This is a genomic window from Micromonospora sp. NRRL B-16802 (genome assembly GCF_001279555.1).
In the GTDB taxonomy this organism is placed as follows: domain Bacteria; phylum Actinomycetota; class Actinomycetes; order Mycobacteriales; family Micromonosporaceae; genus Micromonospora; species Micromonospora profundi.
In genome coordinates, this window is record NZ_LGEB01000064.1 from 201,225 (window position 1) to 220,564 (window position 19,340).

The 19,340-nt window shown below is 70.7% G+C and carries 16 protein-coding genes; 14 read left to right on the forward strand and 2 right to left on the reverse strand.

The window, feature by feature from the left end; translation table 11 throughout:
* Positions 1 to 64 precede the first annotated feature (64 nt).
* The 6 genes from ADK66_RS17680 to ADK66_RS17705 all read left to right on the forward strand — a co-directional run bounded on the left by ADK66_RS17680 (position 65) and on the right by ADK66_RS17705 (position 6,088).
* A complete protein-coding gene (locus tag ADK66_RS17680) occupies positions 65 to 1,057 on the forward strand; it encodes a phosphotriesterase (RefSeq protein ID WP_053656643.1) in 993 nt (330 codons plus the stop codon).
* Positions 1,057 to 2,103 (forward strand): ROK family protein, encoded by a 1,047-nt coding sequence (locus ADK66_RS17685; protein WP_053656645.1) that lies wholly within the window; start codon positions 1,057 to 1,059, stop codon positions 2,101 to 2,103. The genes ADK66_RS17680 and ADK66_RS17685 overlap by 1 nt, the downstream gene beginning before the upstream one ends.
* Positions 2,104 to 3,084, forward strand: coding sequence for an ABC transporter permease (locus ADK66_RS17690; protein ID WP_053656647.1), 981 nt, complete (start codon positions 2,104 to 2,106; stop codon positions 3,082 to 3,084). It abuts the gene before it with no gap.
* 19 nt (positions 3,085 to 3,103) lie between these two features.
* The gene (locus ADK66_RS17695; protein WP_053656649.1) at positions 3,104 to 4,351 is read left to right on the forward strand and encodes an alanine racemase; all 1,248 of its coding nucleotides are present in this window, start codon (positions 3,104 to 3,106) and stop codon (positions 4,349 to 4,351) included.
* On the forward strand, positions 4,348 to 5,148 hold the full coding sequence (locus ADK66_RS17700; protein WP_053656652.1) for an ATP-binding cassette domain-containing protein: 801 nt from the start codon (positions 4,348 to 4,350) through the stop codon (positions 5,146 to 5,148). The genes ADK66_RS17695 and ADK66_RS17700 overlap by 4 nt, the downstream gene beginning before the upstream one ends.
* A 640-nt stretch (positions 5,149 to 5,788) precedes the next feature.
* Positions 5,789 to 6,088: a MerR family transcriptional regulator gene (locus tag ADK66_RS17705; RefSeq protein WP_053656653.1), complete on the forward strand. Its 300-nt coding sequence runs from the start codon at positions 5,789 to 5,791 to the stop codon at positions 6,086 to 6,088.
* A 21-nt stretch (positions 6,089 to 6,109) separates the two neighbouring features.
* Here ADK66_RS17705 and ADK66_RS17710 read toward each other — a convergent pair whose 3' ends face one another.
* Entirely contained in the window at positions 6,110 to 6,544 is a 435-nt protein-coding gene (locus tag ADK66_RS17710) for a DUF6223 family protein (RefSeq protein ID WP_053656655.1), read from the reverse strand.
* Between the two features lie 215 nt (positions 6,545 to 6,759).
* Between ADK66_RS17710 and ADK66_RS17715 the strand changes: the two genes are divergently transcribed.
* Genes ADK66_RS17715 through ADK66_RS17730 form a run of 4 tightly spaced genes read left to right on the forward strand, consistent with a single transcriptional unit; the run spans position 6,760 to position 10,448 of the window.
* Positions 6,760 to 7,878 carry a sensor histidine kinase gene (locus ADK66_RS17715; protein WP_053656657.1) on the forward strand — a complete coding sequence of 373 codons (1,119 nt, stop codon included), beginning with the start codon at positions 6,760 to 6,762 and terminating at the stop codon, positions 7,876 to 7,878.
* On the forward strand, positions 7,875 to 8,537 hold the full coding sequence (locus ADK66_RS17720; RefSeq protein ID WP_053656659.1) for a response regulator transcription factor: 663 nt from the start codon (positions 7,875 to 7,877) through the stop codon (positions 8,535 to 8,537). The genes ADK66_RS17715 and ADK66_RS17720 overlap by 4 nt, the downstream gene beginning before the upstream one ends.
* Before the next feature lie 54 nt (positions 8,538 to 8,591).
* Positions 8,592 to 9,506, forward strand: coding sequence for a pyridoxal-phosphate dependent enzyme (locus ADK66_RS17725; protein ID WP_053656661.1), 915 nt, complete (start codon positions 8,592 to 8,594; stop codon positions 9,504 to 9,506).
* A gap of 39 nt (positions 9,507 to 9,545) precedes the next feature.
* Positions 9,546 to 10,448 carry a hypothetical protein gene (locus ADK66_RS17730; RefSeq protein ID WP_053656663.1) on the forward strand — a complete coding sequence of 301 codons (903 nt, stop codon included), beginning with the start codon at positions 9,546 to 9,548 and terminating at the stop codon, positions 10,446 to 10,448.
* Positions 10,449 to 10,878: 430 nt separating this feature from the next.
* Here ADK66_RS17730 and ADK66_RS17735 read toward each other — a convergent pair whose 3' ends face one another.
* Positions 10,879 to 11,361, reverse strand: coding sequence for a helix-turn-helix domain-containing protein (locus ADK66_RS17735; protein ID WP_231640080.1), 483 nt, complete (start codon positions 11,359 to 11,361; stop codon positions 10,879 to 10,881).
* Between the two features lie 459 nt (positions 11,362 to 11,820).
* Here ADK66_RS17735 and ADK66_RS17740 point away from each other — a divergent pair, with 459 nt between their 5' ends.
* The 4 genes from ADK66_RS17740 to ADK66_RS17755 are packed head-to-tail and all read left to right on the forward strand — an operon-like array spanning position 11,821 to position 19,330.
* Positions 11,821 to 12,825: a multicopper oxidase domain-containing protein gene (locus ADK66_RS17740; RefSeq protein ID WP_053656665.1), complete on the forward strand. Its 1,005-nt coding sequence runs from the start codon at positions 11,821 to 11,823 to the stop codon at positions 12,823 to 12,825.
* A 24-nt stretch (positions 12,826 to 12,849) separates the two neighbouring features.
* Entirely contained in the window at positions 12,850 to 16,785 is a 3,936-nt protein-coding gene (locus tag ADK66_RS17745) for a ThuA domain-containing protein (RefSeq protein WP_053656668.1), read from the forward strand.
* Positions 16,786 to 16,793: 8 nt separating this feature from the next.
* Positions 16,794 to 18,320, forward strand: coding sequence for a plastocyanin/azurin family copper-binding protein (locus ADK66_RS17750; RefSeq protein ID WP_053656670.1), 1,527 nt, complete (start codon positions 16,794 to 16,796; stop codon positions 18,318 to 18,320).
* A gap of 32 nt (positions 18,321 to 18,352) precedes the next feature.
* Positions 18,353 to 19,330: a hypothetical protein gene (locus ADK66_RS17755; protein ID WP_053656672.1), complete on the forward strand. Its 978-nt coding sequence runs from the start codon at positions 18,353 to 18,355 to the stop codon at positions 19,328 to 19,330.
* Positions 19,331 to 19,340 lie beyond the last annotated feature (10 nt).

A 19,340-nucleotide genomic window follows, 5' to 3' on the forward strand; every position in this document is an offset into this window, starting at 1 on the left:
TCCGGCCACGCGACACGGCCGGGTCCGCGAGCCCCCTGCGAAGCGCGATGGAAGGAAAAGTCAGATGGGGTACGTCCAGACAGTCCTCGGGCCAGTGGCCCCCGAGTCGCTCGGCAAGGTGCTGAGCCACGAGCACCTCGGCGCGCTGGTGCCCGGGCCGTGGCTGTCCGGCGGCGCCGGCGACGACCGCGCGGACCTCGCCGTCGACGCCGTACGTGGCCTGCCGGAACTGGGCTTCGGCACGATCGTGGACCTGTCCCCGTACGAGGTGGTGGGCCACGACGTCACACTGCTGCGCGAGGTGGCCGAACGCACCGGCCTGCACGTCGTCGCCGGATCGGCGATCTACCTGGAGCCGTACTCGCCGGGCTGGGCGCTGAACGCCAGCGTGGACGAGATGCGGGAGCGGTTCGTCGCCGACGCCACGATCGGGGTGGGCGACACCGGAGTCAAGGTCGGCATCTTCGGCGAGCAGGCCACCGGGCTCAACGAGATCACCCCGCACGAGGAGAAGTGCCTACGTGCCGCCGCCCGCGCCCACGTGGCCACCGGGCTGTCGGTGAACACCCACACGACGCACGGCACGATGGCGCTGGAGCAGGTCGAGATCCTCCGCGAGGAGAAAGCCGACCTCTCCCGCATCGTCATCGGCCACCTGGACATCAACCCCGACCCGGACTACCTGCGGGCGGTGCTCGCGACCGGCGTCAACATCGCCTTCGACACCCTCGGCAAGCAGTTCTGGGACTTCGTGCTCGCCCCGCTGCCGGACAACCCGCCCGAGGGCGAGTTCGGCAAGCGGGCGTACCACAGGCCCGACCGCGCCCGCCTGGACATGCTCGCGGGGCTGGTCCGCGACGGGTACGCCGACCGGATCCTGCTCTCGATGGACCTGACCGGCGCGGAGGCGTACCTGAACCCGGGCACGCACGGCCGCCTCGGCTACTCGTACCTCGGTCAGGAGATCGTGCCGGGTCTCGCCCGGCTCGGTGTGCCGCCGGAGGCGCTCGACGCGATGCTGGTGGCCAACCCGGCCCGACTCCTGACGGTCGGCTGATGGCCGGCCACCCGAACCCGCGGTCCGACTCGACCGGGTACGTCGCCGGTGTGGACCTCGGCGGCACCAAGCTCCGGGCCGCGATCGCGGATCTCACCGGTCACATCGTGGCCGAGGACGTGCTGGCCACCGACCCGCGCGGAGGGCTGGCCGTCGCCGCGCAGATCGACGCGCTGCTGCGCGACCTCGCCGTCCGGGGTGGCGTTCCGTGGTCCGACGTCCGGGTCAGCGCTATCGGCCTGCCCGGTGCCCCGGACCCGGCCACCGGCACCGTCGACCTCTCCCCGAACGTCTCCGAACTCGGGTCCTTCGACATCCGGGCCGAGCTGACAAGCCGGCTGGGTCACAGGGTCGTGCTGGACAACGACGTCAACATGGCAGCCGCCGGAGAGCGGTGGCTGGGCAGCGGACGTACCCATCGGCATTTCGTCTTCGTGGCAGTCGGCACCGGGATCGGCATGGGCATCGTGCTCAACGGCGAACTGGTCCACGGCGCCCGGGGCGCGGCGGGGGAGATCTCCTACCTGCCACTGGGTACCGACCCGTTCGACCCCGCGAACCAGGTCCACGGCGCGTTGGAGCAGGCGGTGGCCGGCGCGGCCCTGGCCGCCCGCTACCGGGCGGTGAGCGGCGAGCAGGCAAGCGTGCCCGATGTCTTCGACAGGGCCGCGGCCGGCGACGAGGTCGCCCGGACGGCCATCGACGAGGAGGCCCGCTTCATCGCGTTGGCAATCGTCGCGGTCACCGCCGTCCTCGACCCGGAGGCGGTCGTCCTCGGCGGCGGGATCGGATCCCGGGTCGAGCTTGTCGATCCGGTCCGGCGCTGGGTCGCCGCGTTGAGCGCGGACGCCCCGGAGATCAAGACCAGTCTGCTCGGCGACCGCGCCGGCCTGCTCGGCGCCATCGCTGTCGCCCGTACCGAGGCCGGCGTCCACAGCGGTCCGCCGACCCACCACGACCTGCCCGCCCACCTCGGTTCGGCGGCGCGGCCCGTTGCGACCCAGCCCGGCTGGACCGCCTCTTTGGAAACAGCGGAGGGACGATAGATGACCCAGACCGATGCTGCGGTGAAGGCCAGAAGCGGACCGGCCTGGAGCAGGTTCAACTGGCGCGACTACGTGGTCTACATCGGCTTCGCCGTCGTGTTCCTGTTCTTTGCCATCACGCAGGGCAGCAATGGCTTCCTCACCACCAGCAACCTCACGAACATCATCATCCAGACCGCGCCGATCACGGTCATGGCGGTCGGCCTGGTCTTCGTGCTGGCAGCCGGTGAGATCGACCTGTCCATCGGCTCGGTCGTCGCGCTCTCCGCGCTGGTCGGCGCGGTGACGTTGCGGGAGACCGACAGCATGCTGCTCGGCGCGGCGGCCGGGTTGCTCGCCGGCGCGGCGGTCGGCCTTGTCAACGGGGTCTTCGTCACCCTCGTGCGGCTGCCGTCCTTCCTTGTCACCCTCGCCACGATGGGTGCGGTGGCCGGTCTGGCCCGCGAGGTCACCGGCCTCCAGTCGGTGCCGGTCGGCAACGAGGCATTCCTTGCGATCTTCGGCCAGGGCGAGATCTTCGGCATCCCCGGCCTGGTGCTCTGGTCGGTGGCGGCAGCGGTCGTCGGCTACCTCGTGCTGCGCCAGACCCGCTACGGCGCGCACACTCTCGCGATCGGCGACAACGTGGGCGCCGCCCGGGTCAGCGGCATCAACGTGGTCCGCGTCAAGATCATGGTGATGATGGGCAGCGCCATGTGCGCCGCGATGGCCGGTCTGCTCTACGCCGGCCGCTTGCAGGGCGCCCGGTACACCCTCGGCGAGGCCGACCTGATGACCGTGATCGCCGCGGTGATCGTCGGCGGGACCAGCCTGTTCGGCGGCAAGGGCTCCATCGTCGGAGCGCTGCTGGGCAGCCTGCTCATGGGCATGCTCAACAACGGCCTGATCCTGGCCGGGCTGTCCGTGTCCCAGCAGATGATGGCGCGCGGCGCGATCATCCTCGTTGCCGTCTCCGTCTCGCTGCGCGAGCGGCGCAGCTGACCCGGAAGGAAGCTGACGCATGTTTCTGGATCTGCTGCGACGCCGCAACCCGGGCCTCCTGGCCGCTGCCGCGGACCTGCACGGCACTGGTGAGCTGCCAACCAACTGCTACGCGCTGGACCTGGACACCGTGGCGACGAACGCTGCCGCCATCCGGCGTGAGGCCGACCGCCACGGGCTCTCCGCGTACGCGATGACCAAGCAGGTCGGGCGCAACCCCGACTTCTGCCGGACGATCCGCGACGCCGGCATCACCGAGGCCGTCGGCGTGGACCTGCAGTGCGCCCTGGCCGACCGGCGCGGCGGGCTCGGCATCGGTCACCTTGGTCACCTGGTGCAGATTCCCCGGCACGAGGCAGCCACCGCGGCCGCGCTCGCCCCGCGATTCTGGACGGTCTTCAACGACACAAAGGCCGGTGAGGCGGCGGCCGCCAGCGCCGCCGCCGGCCGGGAGCAGGCGCTGCTCGCCCGGATCAGCGCCCCCGGCGACCGCTTCTATCGCGGTCACGAGGGCGGCTACCCGGCCGACGAGATCGTCGCGGTCGCCGACCGGCTCGACGCCCTTCCCGGGGCACGGTTCGCCGGTGTCACGAGCTTCCCGACCCAACTGTTCGATCCGGCCGCCGGCCGCGTGGTGCCGACTGCGAACCTCGACACCCTGCGGACCGCCGCCGCCGCGTTGCGCGCCGCCGGGCGGTCCCACGTCGAGATCAACGCCCCGGGTACGACGTCCGCCGCGATCCTGGGCATGCTCGCCGAGGCTGGTGCCACGCAGGTCGAGCCCGGTCACGGGCTGACCGGCACGACGCCCTGGCACGCTGTCACCGACCTGGTCGAGGAGCCCGCCGTGCTCTACGTCAGCGAGGTGTCCCACCTGTGGGACGGCCGGGCGTACGTCTTCGGTGGCGGGCTCTACGTCGACCCCGTACTGGGTCTGGGCGGCACCCGCGCCCTGATCGTGCCCCGGGGCGGTGGTCTCGACGACGCGCACCTGGTCGACGTGGAGATGCCCGCGCCGGAGGCGATCGACTACTACGCGATGGCCGACGTCAGCGCGGTGCCGTCCGTCGCGCCCGGTGACACCGTCCTGTTCGGATTCCGCCCGCAGGTCTTCGTCACCCGGGCACTGACCGCAGGCGTGACCGGCGTGCGTTCCGGCGTTCCGGCTGTCACCGGCGTCTACGCCGCCGACGGGTCGACGCCGATCCGGCTCGACGACAGCGACCCGCGCACCCACGCGTCCGGCAGCACAGGGAGGGCATCATGAGCACTGTCACCCAGAACACCGTCCCGGCCGGCGACGCGGCCGGCACGGCCGCCCCACCGTTGCAGCTGCGCGACATCCGCAAGCAGTTCGGCGGGGTCGTCGCGATCGAGCGGTTCGACCTCGAACTGGCCGCCGGTCAGATCACCGCGCTGGTCGGCGACAACGGCGCCGGCAAGTCCACCCTCGTGAAGATCATTTCCGGGGTGTACCAGCCGACCGAGGGCGAATTGCGGATGCACGGCCGACCGGTGACGTTCCGGGACGCCTCCGACGCCCGCCGGCAGGGTGTCGAGGTGGTCTACCAGGACCTGGCCCTCGCCGACTCGCAGCCGGTCTACATGAACATGTTCCTCGGCCGGGAGTTGACCCGCGGCCCGCTGCGGCTGCTGGACCGCCGCCGGATGGCGCGGGAGACCCAGGAACTTGTGGACGCCCTGGACGTCCGCATCCCCAGCGCGAAGGCGACGATCAGGGACCTCTCCGGCGGGCAGCGTCAGGCGGTGGCGATCTGCCGAGCCACCCACTGGGCGAGCGGCCTGGTGTTGATGGACGAGCCGACCGCCGCGCTGGGGGTGGCCGAGACCGCCAAGGTGGAGCAGCTGATCATGAAGCTGCGGGAGCGGGGCGCGGCAGTCCTCGTCGTCAGCCACAACCTCGACCAGGTGTTCCGGATCGCCGACCGGGTGGCAGTGCTGCGCCGCGGCCGCCAGGTCGGTGTCCGCAACATCGAGGAGACCAGCCGCAACGAGATCGTCTCGATGATCACCGGTGCGTCGGACGAGGCCGAGCGGCAGTGAGCCCGGCTGCTGCTGGCGATCCGGGGCATCGCCAGCAGCAGCCGGCCGGGCTGATGCCTGACACCTCGCGGCCAGAAAACTTGTGCCCGTTGTCGTAGATATTCTCGACCGGGCCGGTTAAAGTATCTCTCGTTGACAGCAGAGGAACGTAAAGACGCGGACGACCTGACCCGTTGCGAGGTCGCGACGGGCAGAGGGCGGGAAGCCGGCGCACAGCACCGCTTCCGCCCGCATGGCAGTGCAGGTATGCAAGCTCCGGTCGACATGACGGAGGGTCGCAGGTGGGGCCGAGGCACGTTCAGGGTTCCAGCTGACAGTTCGTCGCACGGGCGCGAGGCCATGAAGTTGCGTGGGGTCTCGACGCCAGCGAGCAGTTCAGGCAATGGAAGCAGAGGAAAGGGAGGGTTCTACACCGTTGGATCGCCCGCTGCCGGTCGCTGTTCGGGCCGGGCGGACACCGCAGTTTCCATCGAACGAGAGGTGGTCTCCGGTCACGCTTACGCGATCCTCGCAACCGACGTCTGCACAGCAGGCCGGTGCGGAAAGGACAAGCCGACGAACTCGTCGGTAGATGGTGTTTCAGACCCTGTAACCCTGGGCCCCGGCGCGTCAGCGCCGGGGCCCTCGACGTGGAGGTGAGATGGGCCAAGGACCCGAGGACATGTTCGGCGACGAGGACTTCCCCGCGTACACGATCGGTCGTGCCGCGGAGATCGTCGGCACTACCCAGGAGTTCCTGCGCAGGCTGGACGAGGCCAAGCTGATCCACCCGCAACGTTCGGCCGGCGGGCACCGCCGCTACTCCCGCTACCAGCTGCGGCTCGCGGCGAGGGCCCGGGAGATGGTCGACCAGGGGACGGCGCTGGAAGCCGCCTGTCGCATCATCATCCTTGAGGACCAACTCGAGGAGGCCCTGCGGCAGAACCAGAACAGTCGATGAGCACAGCCGCGCCCGGCCACGTCAGACGGTGCGCCGGGAGCGGCTCAGCGCGATCGAACCGAGACCCAGCGCGGCCACGCCCAACACCAGGGCCACGTACGCGCCGCCACGGCCGTTGCCCGTGCCGATCCCGCTGTCCGAGGTAACCACCACAAGCGCGCCGAGCGCCACGCCGACCAGCCCTGTCGCCAGCGCCACGGCCGCGCCGAGCCGACCGGTGCCGGTGCCGACGCGACTTGCGGGACGGGCCAGGGACAACGCGCCGATGATGACGCCGACCAGTGCCACCACGGCTGCCACTGAGGCCCCGAGCCGCCCGGCACTCATGCTGACGCTGGCGGCGACCGGCTGAGTCGCCGCGTACGCGGCCGCCGGAGCGGTGAGCCCGCCGGCAAGCGTGGACGCGACGACGGCGACCACCAGCCGGGCGGTTGACGGATTCCCTGACGCGTTCATGTGTCCACTCCTTCGTCGTCAATCGTTGTGCTCCGATCCTGGCGTCGGGCGGGCTGCCGGTCGTCCGGCGGCGGGACGCCTTCTCGCCTGCCGTCGAGGGCGTACCCGCCTGCCACGGTCGGGGCAGGCACGGCGTGCGCTACAGCGGGCGCGGTAGTGGTGGCTCGTCCGCCAGGGGGAGTCGCAGGCGGCGTACGCGGGGCTACGGTTCCGGCATGAGCACGGGACGGGTGGGTGTCCGAGACATCGGAATCGCCGTGTGCGTGACAGCGGCGCTGCTCGCCGCAGGGCTCGCCGAGGACCGCGCCCACATTTCCCTGGACCTGCTCGGCCTCGCGCTCCTGGCGGCCAGCGGTCTGGCTCTGGCAGCGCGCCGGCAGGCGCCCGTCGCCGTCCTCGCGGTCAGCGGGTTGTGCGGCGTCGGCTACCAGGCGGTGGGGTTCGACGTACCCGCCGTCGCCTTCCTGTTCGCCGTGTACGCCGCCGTGCGGGCAGGGCATCGCGCCGTCACGATCATCGCCGCCGTACTCATGTTGCTCGCACTGCCGCTCACGGCCCTGGCCCGGCCGTTGGACCTTCCGGTGGGCGAGGCGCTCACACGTGCCCGCGGCGCGCTCGAGGTGGCGTGGCTTGTCGCCGCCGCGGCCGCGGGCGAGGCGTTGCGGCAGGCCGAGCGGCGGGCTGACGAAGCCGAGCGCACCCGGGAACAGGTCGCGCGTCGCCGTGCCGACGAGGAACGGCTGCACATCGCGCGCGAGCTGCACGACTCGCTCACCCACCAGATCTCGATCATCAAGGTGCAGGCCGAGGTGGCCGTCCACCTGGCCCACAGGCGCGGCGAGGCGGTGCCGGAGGCGCTGCTGGCGATCCGGGAGGCCGGCCGTGAGGCGAGCCGCGAGCTGCGCGCGACCCTTGAGGCGCTGCGCGAGGACGGCGGCAACACGCAGTGCGGGCTCGATCACCTCTCCGAACTGGTGGAACGCGCCCGGATGGCCGGCCTGGACGCGACGTTGACGATCGAGGGACAGCGACACGAGGTGCCGGCAGCTGTGGACCGGACCGCCTACCGGATCGTCCAGGAGTCCCTCACCAACGTCGCCCGGCACGCCGCCGCCGCGACGGCGTCGGTCCGCGTCGACTACCGCCCGGGTGCCCTCGCCATCCGCGTCGACGACGACGGCACGGCCCGGCTGGGCACGACACCGACGCCCGGTGTGGGGTTGCTCGGCATGCGTGAACGGGTCACCGCCCTCGGCGGTCGGCTCCGTGCCGAGCCCCGCGACGAGGGCGGCTTCAGCGTCCACGCCGAGCTTCCCGTCGGCCCGACACCATGATCCGCGTCCTGCTTGTCGACGACCAGCCGCTCCTTCGCAGCGGCTTCCGCGCGCTCCTCGACGCCGAAGACGACATCGAGGTGGTGGGCGAGGCCGCCGACGGGAGGCAGGGAGTTGCCCTCGCCCGGCAACACCTGCCCGACATCGCGCTCGTCGACATCCAGATGCCGGTCATGGACGGCATCGAGGCGACAAGGCTCATCGCCGCGGACCCGACCCTGGCCGGGGTGCACGTCGTCATCCTTACCAACTACGGCCTCGACGAACACGTCTTCCACGCACTGCGCGCCGGTGCCGCCGGCTTCCTCGTCAAGGACATCGAGCCGGAGGACTTCCTGCACGCCGTCCGCGTCGCGGCACGCGGCGACGCGCTGCTCGCACCGTCGATCACCCGCAGACTCATCGACAGGTACGTCACCGAGCCGCCCCACCTGCGTGCCCACGCTGGCCTGGCCGGGCTCACCAACCGGGAACGGGAGACCGTCGCACTGGTCGCGCGTGGGCTCTCCAACGACGAGATCGCCGACCGCCTGGTGATCAGCCCGCTGACCGCGAAGACACACGTCAACCGGGCCATGGCCAAGTTGCACGCGCGGGACCGCGCCCAACTCGTGGTCATCGCGTACGAGTGCGGCCTGGTCGTGCCGCGCCCACGCTGAGGTGACCGACAGCAGTGCGGCCAGGCGTGGCGAGCGCCGTGATTAGCTGTCGGAATGATCGCACCTGTTCCCCTCGGCACGTGGCCGACTCCGCTGGAGGCCGCGCCCCGGCTCGCGGCCCGGCTCGGGCTGGCGGAGCTGTGGTTCAAGCGTGACGACCTCGGCGGGCTCGGCGGCGGCGGCAACAAGATCCGCAAGCTGCGCTACACCTGCGCCGAGGCGATCGCGGCCGGCGCCACCACGCTCATCACCTCAGGGGCGCCACAGAGCAACCACGCCCGGCTGACCGCAGCGGCGGCCGCGCGACTCGGCCTCGGCTGCGTGCTGGTGCTCGCCGGCCCACGCCCGCCGGATCGGCGCGGGAACCTGCTGCTCGACGAACTGGCGGGCGCGGAGGTCGTCTGGGCCGGAGACGCCCCGCTGGCCGAGGTGGTGGCGGTCGAGGCGACGCGGCGGTCGGCGTACGCCATCCCCTTCGGCGGCACCTCACAGGCGTCGGTCCAGGGCTATGTGGACTGCGCTCGGGAACTGCGCGACCAGGTGCCGGACATCGACGCGACGGAGGTCGTGGTGGCGCTCGGCTCCGGCGGGACGATGGCCGGGCTGGTACGCGAACTCGGCGCCGAGCGGGTCGTCGGGGTGGACGTCGGCGCCCTGCCCGATCCCCGTTCGACAGTCGCCGGCCTACTGCCCGGCGAGGTCGAGCCGGCCGCGCTGCGGATCGACGGGTCACAGGTGGGCGCGAGCTACGCCACCCTCACCGACGGGGTGCGGGAGGCGCTGACAACGACCGCCCGCGAGGAGGGGATCTTCCTGGACCCGACGTACACCGGCCGGGCCATGGCGGCGCTGCTGGCCGGCAGCTTCCCGCGCGGCGCCAACGTGGTCTTCCTGCACACCGGGGGCCTGCCGGGGCTCTTCGGCCATCCTGGGCTGTTCGGCGGCGGGAAAAGCCGCCAGGATCACTGAACGCAGGCACCTCGAACAGCTCGTGCCATGATTGCCCGCATGGGCAAGCAGCAGCACGTCGGCGGATCCGACCGGCACAGCGGATCGGACACTACCGGCCACGACGCGACAGACGGTGACGCGCGCCTCGCCGCGGCGCAGGACCCGACGACGTCGCAGATGACCCTCATCGATCTGGCGTCCGACCCGTCGCCGGCGGTCCGTAAGGCCGTCGCGAGCCGCGGCGACGCGCCCGCGCAGGCGCTGCGACCCCTGGCCCGGGATCACGACCGCCAGGTCCGCGAGGCCGTGGCGAGGAACCCGTCGACGTCGGTCGGCAACCTGCTGCGTCTGGTCAAGGACGCCGACCGGTGGGTCCGCTGGGCGGTGGCCGGCAACCCGGCCTGCGACGAGTCGGTACGCCAGGCCATGGTCGAGGCGCCCGACAAGGAACTTCGTGGCCTCCTCGCCGAGACCCGCGAGCTGGAGCCGGACCTGGCTGCCCGGCTTGTCAACGACGTCTCACCCGAGGTGCGGGAACGACTCGCCACCCACACCCACGACCCCGACGTGATCAACGCTCTGATGGCTGACCGCACCGGCCGCGTCCGCAAGGGGCTCGCCCGCAACCGGCGGACCACCGCCGCGCAGCGCAGCGCGCTGGCCGACGACCCGGTGGTGGACGTCCGTGCGGCGCTGGTCCGCTCGGTCGAGCTGGACGAGGCGGACCTGGAACGCCTCGTCGAGGACCGTTCGGTGCAGGTGCGACTGGCGATGGCGACGTCCGAGATCGTCCCGCCGCACATCCGCAAGGCACTTGAGCGCGACCCGGACGAGATGGTGGCCTCGGCGGCGCGGGACTTCCGCCCGGCGTCGGGCACCGCCTCCGCGGTGCGGGCGCCCCGCATCGCGCACCGACCGTCCGGCGGGGGTACCGCTCAGGCCGGCGGCGCCGCGCGCTGAGGCGGGGCCGTCCCTGCCCGCTCTGGCCGCCCTGCCCGCCCTGCCCGCTCTGGCCGCCTCCTCGGTACGTGTAGTGGCGCGCTGTAGAGCTGCCCCAAATCTGGGGCGCGCGCGACGCAGCTCGTATCGGATTGAGCCACATCCGGACAAGGGTGGGGCGCCGCCGCCTGCCCCACCGGTGGGGCAGCTCCACAGGACTTGCATGGGCAGCTCCGCAGGACTCGCATGGGCAGCTCCGCAGGACTCGCATGGGGAGCTCCACAGGAATCGCATGGGTATGGGCGACCTGACGATGGGGCGGCACAGGGAGCGGTCGACCTCGGCGCTCAGGCGGATCCACGGCGGTGGGTTGCGGCGACCGTGGTCGGAGTCCTACGCCGCGGGGATGAGGGAGGAAGGGGACGGCGCTAACCGAGGTGGACCGTCGGCGTTACAGGCGCGACGCCCTCGGCTGGGGTGGAGCGTTGCGGTGGGCGACCTGCGGCATCGATGACGGCCGGGCGTTCACCGGGACGTCGCGGCGGGCCAGGCGGTGCAGCAGGGCGCGGATCTGGCGCTTGTCCGAGGCTGGGACGGTCTCGTCGAGCAGCCGTTCGCGGATGCTGCCCATGTCCGCCTCGACCTGCGTGAGCGCCGGAGGACTGGCCGGGGCGGGGGTGCCGGCCATCGCGAGTGGCCGGATCGCGGCAGCGATGGGAAGTCCGAGTGTGGCGCAGAGGCTGCGGACCTTCGACAGTTCCGGGTAGCGCTGCCAGTCGCCGGCGAGCCAGCGGAACAGCGTCGATCGGCTGATGCCCGTGTGTCGCGCGATGTCGCCGACCGTCCAGCCGTGCTGTTCCCGTGCGTCCTCGACGGTCTGGCGAACGAACTGCGCGAACGCCATCTGCGGCGTCGTGGGAGTAGTGTCCGTCATCGGAGGTGCCCCCTCGGTGCTGTGGTGCTCGGCGTACGGCACTCGATCGGATTCGGCGTGGCTGTGGCCCTGATGTGATCTTCTCGCAGTCGATGCCGGAGCGCCTCGTCGTCGGGCACCGCTGGCTTACTCGTTCCAGGTTGGGCGGTTACTCAACCACTGATCGCGGGCGGTTTCCGCGGCACGGGCCGGGCGCTCTGCGGGCGCCGTCCGGAGGGGACGGCCTGCGCCGCTCGATCTTGTCAATCGACCGTTGCCGTGATGTCAAGGTAATCTTCTTGCAATCAGACCTGTACTTTCGTCGATGGATTACATAAGTTGCTGTCATCCACCGAAAGTTATGAGTCTTCCGAGCAAAGCCCGCGACGAGCCTCACCTCAGTCGTGCTTCCGCCCCGTGCTCGGCGGTTGATGCACCCTGCCCTTCGTCGCGTCTTCGCCCGGTCGGGAACGGAGACCCATGGACGATCATGCTGCTGGCCCTCACCGCCAGCTCTCCCGCAGATCGCTGATCGCCACCGGAGCACTGGCCGCCGGCGCGCTCGGCGCGTCCGCCCCGGCGATCGGCACCGCCTTCGGCGGCAGCCCCGCACAGGCCGCCGCCGGCGTCACGAAGAAGATCACCCTCTACGCCGAGCAGTTACCCGGCGGCCTGTTCGGGTACGGGCTGGCGCCCGGCCAGGCCACAGTGCCCGGACCGGTGCTGGAGATCTACGAGGGTGACACCCTGGAGATCATCCTCGTCAACACCACGAACCAGCGGCTGTCGATCCATCCGCACGGGGTGGACTACAGCACCGACTCCGACGGCAGCCCGCTCAACGCCTCGTTCAACAATCCCGGTGAGACGCGCACGTACGTCTGGCGCTCGCGGGAGATGTTCGCCGCCTCGGGCCGGCGGTACATGCCGGGCAGCGCCGGCTACTGGCACTACCACGATCACGCCATGGGCACCGACCACGGCACCGGCGGGATAGCAAAGGGCCTGTACGGGGCGCTGGTCGTCCGACGGCGCGGCGACATCCTGCCGGACAAGCAGTTCACAGTCGTGTTCAACGACATGATGATCAACAACAAGATGGCCCCGGACACCCCGATGTTCGAGGCGAACCTCGGCGAGCGGGTGGAGTGGATCGCCATCGGGCACGGCGGCACCTTCCACACCTTCCACCTGCACGCACACCGCTGGGCGGACAACCGCACCGGCATGCTGGAGGGCCCGGCCGACCCGAGCCTCGTGATCGACAACAAGGACCTCAACCCGGGCAGCTCCTTCGGCTTCCAGGTCCTCGCCGGAGAGGGCGTCGGACCCGGCGCCTGGATGTACCACTGCCACGTGCAGTTCCACTCCGACGGTGGCATGGCCGGCATCTTCCTGGTCCGCAACGCCGACGGCAGCATGCCGCCGGGCGCCGAGGAGGCGATCCACAGGTTCCAGGGCCACACCCACACGCATGGCAGCTGACCGAAACCGAGAGTGGGGACGGGCATGACCAGAAACGTACGACGAGCACTCGCCGCGATAGCGGCTCTCGCGACACTCATCCCGGCGACGTCGGCGGCAGCCGCGCCGCGACCGGCAGCGGCACCACAGGCGGCGCAGCCGCAGAAGACAGCGGTCCTGGTGTTCCACGGCCCGGTGGCCGAGCAGCAGGACCCGGTGGCGCGCGCCGCGGACACCATCCGGCAACTTGGCGCCGGTCATGACATCGATGTCATCACCACCAGTGACCCCAGCGTGTTCACAGCGTCCGGGCTGTCCGCGTACCGCAGCGTGGTCTTTCTCTCCGCGACGGGCGCCGCGCTCAACCGCGACCAGGAGTCGGCGCTACAGAGCTACATGAAGGCCGGCGGCGGCTTCGTCGGCATCGCCGACGCCGCCCGCGCGCAGGTCGACTCGGCCTGGTTCACAGGCCTGATCGGCGCCCGCCCGGCGGGCGCCATCCCGGTGGCCGAGCCGGTCGCCCGGGTGACCGCCAGCGGCGAGAACCCGCCGGACGAGACAAAGGAGAAGCTCACCGACGGCGACGCCAACACCAAGTGGCTGGTCCGCACCGCAACCGGCTGGGTCGCCTACGAACTGAGCGCGCCGAAGCAGGTCACCGGGTACGCGCTGACGTCGGCGAACGACTTCACCGGCCGCGATCCGAAGGACTGGACGCTCCAGGGCTCGGCGGACGGCCAGAGCTGGACCGACCTTGACCGGCGCACCGGTCAGGTCTTCCCCGAGCGCTTCCAAACCCGCCGCTTCGACATCACCACCCCGCGGGAGTTCAAGCACTTCCGGCTGAACATCACAGCGAACAGCGGGGAGCCTCTGATCCAGCTCGCCGACCTGCGGCTGTTCACCGGCGACACAAGCGCGCCGCAGATCCCACCGGTGAACCGGGCGGTGGTCAACATCCTGGACCGCCACCACCCGGCCACCGAGTCCCTGCCGATGACGATCACGCGGTCGGACCGCTGGGACAACTGGGACCCGAACCCGATCGGCACCGTGCACACCCTCGCCCAGGTCGAGGAGCGGCACTACAACCCCGGGCCGGGCGCCAACGGGCCGTTCCACCCGGTGTCCTGGTGCCGGGACTACGACGGCGGCCGGTCGTTCTACACGGGCATGGGCCACACCGAGGGCAGCTACGGCGAGGAGGCGTTCCGCACGCACCTGGCCGGCGCCCTCAACTGGACCACCGGCCGCGTCCGCGGCGACTGCCAGGCCACTATCGCGTCCAACTACAAGGTGGAGCGACTCACCGCTGCCAACCAGACCGGTCAGCTGGACCAGATCGGCGAGCCGCACGGGCTGACCATCGCCCCCGACGGCACCGTCTTCTACGTCGGCAAGGCGGCCTGCCCGACCGGCCCGATCGCGGACTGGAACGACCCGAACGTCGGTAAGGGCTGCGGCACCATCCACTCGTGGGACCCGCGTACCAAACAGGCAAAGCTGCTCACCACCCTCGAGGTGATGGGCAACCGGGGCAGCGGCTCGGAGCTGGTGAAGAACGAGGAGGGCCTGCTCGGCATCGTGCCCGACCCGAAGTTCGCCGAGAACGGCTGGCTCTACGTCTACTGGATGCCGCACGAGTCGATCGACAGGGTGAAGCGGGTCGGGCAGCGGACCGTCTCGCGGTTCACCTACGACCGCGAGGCGCAGAGGATCGACCAGGCCACCCGCAAGGATCTGCTGGAGTTCCCGGTGCAGATCCACAGCTGCTGCCACGCCGGTGGCGGCATGGCGTTCGACGCCAAGGGCAACCTGTACGTCGGCTCCGGCGACAACAACTCCTCCGAGGGGTCGCAGGGCTACTCCGGCAACAACTGGACCCAGGAGTACCAGGGGATCTCGTTCCAGGACGCCCGCCGTACGTCGGGTAACACGAACGACCTCGCCGGAAAGATCATCCGAATCCACCCGGAGGCGGACGGCACGTACACCATCCCGGAGGGCAACCTGTTCCCACCGGGCACCGAGAAGACCCGTCCGGAGATCTACGTGATGGGCGTGCGCAACATCGCCCGACTCCAGATCGACCCGGAGCACCAGTGGCTGACCGCCGGCTGGGTCGGTCCGGACGCCTCGTCGCCCAGCCCCACCCTCGGCCCGGCCAAGTACGAGACCGCCACGATCATCACCGAGGCCGGCAACCACGGTTGGCCGTACTGCATGGGCAACCGGCAGCCGTACCGGGACCGCAGCAACACCGACGCGAGCGTGCTGACCGGCTGGTACGACTGCGACAACCTGAAGAACACCTCACCTCGCAACACCGGTCTGGTGGACATCCCGGCGGCCCGGGACAACATGATCTGGTATTCGCCCGACGGTGGCGGACCGGTCTTCCCGAAGCGCACCGACGGCAGTGGCCTGCCGACGTACGTCGCGGCCGACGCCACATACACCCAGCCCTACCTGCGCGGCGGCGGACAGGCCATCATGTCCGGTCCGACCTACCACCGCGACCGCGTCGACACCGACAGCGGCGTGGCCTGGCCGGCGTACTGGGACGAGAAGTGGTTCATCGGCGACCAGTCGAACGCCAACAACCGCGTCGCCGTCACCGTCGACCCGGCCGGCGTGCCGCAGGCAACCCCGCCGGTGTACGCCGAGACGCTGCGGGCCATCATCCCCAGCGGCAACGGCGACACCCGGCTGCAGAGCTGGATGGACGCCAAGTTCGGCCCGGACGGCGCGCTCTACCTGCTGGACTACGGAGGCGGTTTCTTCAGCCTGCACCCCAACCAGAAGCTGATCCGGATCACCTACACCGGCGGGGCGCCCACTCCCGTACCGTCGGCGAACTCGGTGGCCGTGCAGAACAAGCCGCTGACCATCGCCTTCGACGGTTCCCGCTCCGGCGGCGTCAGCCACCGCTGGGAGTTCGGCGATGGCGCCACGTCCACCGAGGCGAACCCCCGGCACACGTACGCCACTGTCGGCACCTACACGGCGAAGCTGACAGTCACGTACGCCGACGGTGAGACGGCGACGGTGCAGTCCACTGTCACTGTGGGCTGTGCGGTGCCCGATGCCCGGCAGACCGTGTGGCTCGATGACACGGACAGCACGGTGCCGAACCGCACTGTGGGGCAGGGGTGCACCATCAACGACCTGCTCGACGACGAGAGCGCCTGGCCCGACCACAACAGCTTCGTGCGGCACGTGACAGCGGTGACCGACGCGTTGCGGGACGACGACCTGCTCAACGCCCGTGAGGCCGGCACGCTCACCCGTCTGGCCGCCGCGTCGGAGATCGGTCGGGAGGGACGCACCGGCTACGAGCCGCTCTTCGACGGCACGCCCGAGTCGCTTCGCGGCTGGCAGCAGGCGCCGACCGGGTCGTTCGCGATCCAGCCGGACGGGTCGTTGCGGTCCAGCGGTGGTCTGGGCATGCTCTGGCACACAAAGGAACTCGGGGACTTCTCCCTGAGGGTGCAGTTCCGCGACATCGCGCCCGGCGACAATCGGGCCAACACCGGCGTCTTCATCAGGTTCCCCGACCTGCGGACCCCGCTGGAGCAGCGCCCACCGGGCAGCTGCGGCACCGTCGGATCGGCCCGGACCTCGCAGGCGTGGATGGCCATCTACTGCGGACACGAGATCCAGATCTACGACGGTGAGACCGGTGAGCCGCAGAAGACCGGCTCGGTCTACAACTTCGACCCCGTGCCGCTGGCCCAGGCCGGCGTCACCCCGAAGAACCAGTGGAACGACTACGAGATCCGCGTGGTCGGCCAGCACTACACCATGATCCGCAACGGTGTGGTGATCAACGAGTTCGACAACACGCCGGGCAAACAGTCCTCCCGCGCCGGCGACCCACCGACGGACCTGCGGCAGTTCCTGCGCGGCTTCATCGGCCTGCAGAACCACGGTGACAACGACCTGACCGAGTTCCGCAACATCCGCGTGCGGGAACTCTAGGAGAGACGATGCCCCGACGACTGACGGCAGCGCTGGCGGCGCTCCTGCTCACGGTGACCCCGTGGGCAGCGACGCCCGCCTCCGCCGCCCCACGCGCCGCGGACCAGGTGCTGACCTGGACCGCCGACGACGACATCACCCGCTACAAGTCCGCTCCCACCCAGGCGGTGGCCGGTGCGACAACGATCATCTGGGAGAACAGCGCGGCCACCGGAAACACCACAGGGATGCCGCACACACTGACCTTCGACACCAGCACCGAGGGCTACAACCACGACGTCACGCTGAACATCCTTGCCAACCCGTTCGACGTCAACAACGGGCGCCACGAGGCGACAGTGACGCTGACCCCGGGCCGCTACCGCTACTTCTGCACCATCCCCGGCCACAGCCAGATGGTCGGCGAACTGGTGGTCACCGACGGCGGTGGCGGCGACGACACCACACCGCCGACGGTGACCGGCGCCGTGTCGGGTGACCGCGACCAGGACGGCAACTACGTCGCCGCCGCAACGGTGACAGTGACGGCCACCGACGCGGGCTCCGGCGTGGACACCGTCGAATACCAGGTCGACGACACGAGCTTCCAGCCGTACACGCAGCCGGTGCGCGTCACGGCGATCGGCGACCACTCGGTGCAGTTCCGCGCCACCGACCAGGCCGGCAACACCAGCGCTGTCGGCTCGGTGTCGTTCCGGATCGTCGAACCGACCCAGGAGGACACCACCCCGCCGGTGGTGACGGCCGCGCTGACCGGCGACCGCGACGGCGACGGCAACTACGTCGGTACGGCCACCGCCACGCTTACCGCCACCGACGAGGGGTCCGGTGTCGCCACCATCGAGTACTCCCTCGACGGGGGCGCCTTCACCGCGTACGCGAATCCGGTCGTCGTGAACACGGTGGGGATGCACATGCTGCACTACCGGGCGACGGACGTCGCCGGAAACACGTCGGCCGAGCAGATGGCGCACTTCACAGTCGTCGCACCGCCGGCCGAGGACACCACCCCACCCACGGTCTCCGCCACGGTGGCCGGTGACCGCAACGACGACGGCGCGTACGTCGGAGGTGCGACGGTCACAGTCACCGCCACCGACGACGAATCGGGCGTGGCGAAGGTCGAGTACGCGCTCGACACCGGAGCCTGGACCACGTACTCCGGGCCGGTCACCGTCCGTGCCGTCGGCGCGCACACAGTGCGGTACCGGGCGACCGACACCGCCGGAAACACCTCCACGGAGCAGTCGACGACGTTCACGGTGGTGGCCGACGGCACCGACGCCTGCCCCGAGTCCGACACCCGGCCCACGGTGATCATCGACGGCGACGACACAGGTGTGGCAAACGTCGACACCGGCGACGGCTGCACCATCAACGATCTGATCGACGAACACGCCGACCACCCCGGCCACGCCGAGTTCGTCAGGCACGTCGAGGCGGTCACCACCGCGCTCGTGACCGCCGGCACGCTCGACCGGCGGCAGCAGGGCGCCATCGTCCGGGCCGCGGCCCGATCGGACGTCGGCGCATGAGTCCTCGAATCTCACCGACAGGGAGTACAACGATGCCCGGACGTACCGTCGTCAAGCTGGCCACCGTGAGCGCCGTCGTCGCCGCCTCGGTGCTGGCGGTGGCGCCCTCCGCACACGCCGACCTGGTCACCCACTGCATCGGCACCGGCGGCGCGGTGACCGTCCCCAACGACCTACTCGTGCCGGCCGGCAAGTCCTGCTCGCTGACCGGCACCACGATCACCGGCAATGTCACAGTCGCGGCCGGCGGCAACCTGGTGGTCACCGGTGGTCGCATCAGCGGTGAGGTACGCGTCGCCGCGGACGGCTACCTCGACGCCACCGACACGAGCGTCGACGGCCAGGTGGTGCTGGCCGCCGGAGGGTACGGCGTCTTCCTCAAGGCCGCCCAGACCGGCACCGTGACGGTGCGGCCGAAGGGCACCGCGACCATCGACAGCTTCCTGTTCGTGGAGGAGTCGACGATCGTCGGGCACGTCAACGCGAGCGCCGGTGAGGTCCGGCTCGACAGTGGAACCCAGGTGCAGCGCAACCTGAGCAGCACCGGCACCTACTACACCGATGTGCACGACTCGTTCGTCGACGGCACCCTGTCGGTGCTGAACAGCTCCACGGGCAGCGTGGTGTGCGGCAGTGCGGTCCGGGGCCGGGCCACCTTCGCCGGCAACCTGGGCGGGGTGCAGCTCGGCCCGAACGGGGTCCTCGACAGCTGCGCCTCCGGTGGCTACTGGGGTGCGGACGTCAGCATCACCAGCACCACAGGTGGCGTCACCGTGGACGACAACATCATCAACGGCCAGTTGACGGTGACGTCGAACGACCCGGCCGCCCAGGTGGCCGAGAACAACCGGATCCGCGGCGGCGTGACGGGTGACCAGGCGGACGCGACCGCCAACCGGGCCGCCCGGGTGGCCGGCCCGGATCGGGAGGAGGCCGGCGAGCAGCGGGCTGAGGTTCGCCGTACCTCGGCCGAGCGGGCAGCCAGCGCGGCGGGCGCCGCCCGGCTGTAGGTAGCCGGCA

Coding starts and splice junctions, on each gene's coding strand:
- ADK66_RS17710 (WP_053656655.1), bottom strand. CDS start 6,544: ATGAACGCGTCAGGGAATCCGTCAACCGCCCGGCTGGTGGTCGCCGTC.
- ADK66_RS17700 (WP_053656652.1), top strand. CDS start 4,348: ATGAGCACTGTCACCCAGAACACCGTCCCGGCCGGCGACGCGGCCGGC.
- ADK66_RS17740 (WP_053656665.1), top strand. CDS start 11,821: ATGGACGATCATGCTGCTGGCCCTCACCGCCAGCTCTCCCGCAGATCG.
- ADK66_RS17755 (WP_053656672.1), top strand. CDS start 18,353: ATGCCCGGACGTACCGTCGTCAAGCTGGCCACCGTGAGCGCCGTCGTC.
- ADK66_RS17720 (WP_053656659.1), top strand. CDS start 7,875: ATGATCCGCGTCCTGCTTGTCGACGACCAGCCGCTCCTTCGCAGCGGC.
- ADK66_RS17690 (WP_053656647.1), top strand. CDS start 2,104: ATGACCCAGACCGATGCTGCGGTGAAGGCCAGAAGCGGACCGGCCTGG.
- ADK66_RS17735 (WP_231640080.1), bottom strand. CDS start 11,361: ATGACGGACACTACTCCCACGACGCCGCAGATGGCGTTCGCGCAGTTC.
- ADK66_RS17745 (WP_053656668.1), top strand. CDS start 12,850: ATGACCAGAAACGTACGACGAGCACTCGCCGCGATAGCGGCTCTCGCG.
- ADK66_RS17680 (WP_053656643.1), top strand. CDS start 65: ATGGGGTACGTCCAGACAGTCCTCGGGCCAGTGGCCCCCGAGTCGCTC.
- ADK66_RS17705 (WP_053656653.1), top strand. CDS start 5,789: ATGGGCCAAGGACCCGAGGACATGTTCGGCGACGAGGACTTCCCCGCG.
- ADK66_RS17685 (WP_053656645.1), top strand. CDS start 1,057: ATGGCCGGCCACCCGAACCCGCGGTCCGACTCGACCGGGTACGTCGCC.
- ADK66_RS17695 (WP_053656649.1), top strand. CDS start 3,104: ATGTTTCTGGATCTGCTGCGACGCCGCAACCCGGGCCTCCTGGCCGCT.
- ADK66_RS17750 (WP_053656670.1), top strand. CDS start 16,794: ATGCCCCGACGACTGACGGCAGCGCTGGCGGCGCTCCTGCTCACGGTG.
- ADK66_RS17730 (WP_053656663.1), top strand. CDS start 9,546: ATGGGCAAGCAGCAGCACGTCGGCGGATCCGACCGGCACAGCGGATCG.
- ADK66_RS17725 (WP_053656661.1), top strand. CDS start 8,592: ATGATCGCACCTGTTCCCCTCGGCACGTGGCCGACTCCGCTGGAGGCC.
- ADK66_RS17715 (WP_053656657.1), top strand. CDS start 6,760: ATGAGCACGGGACGGGTGGGTGTCCGAGACATCGGAATCGCCGTGTGC.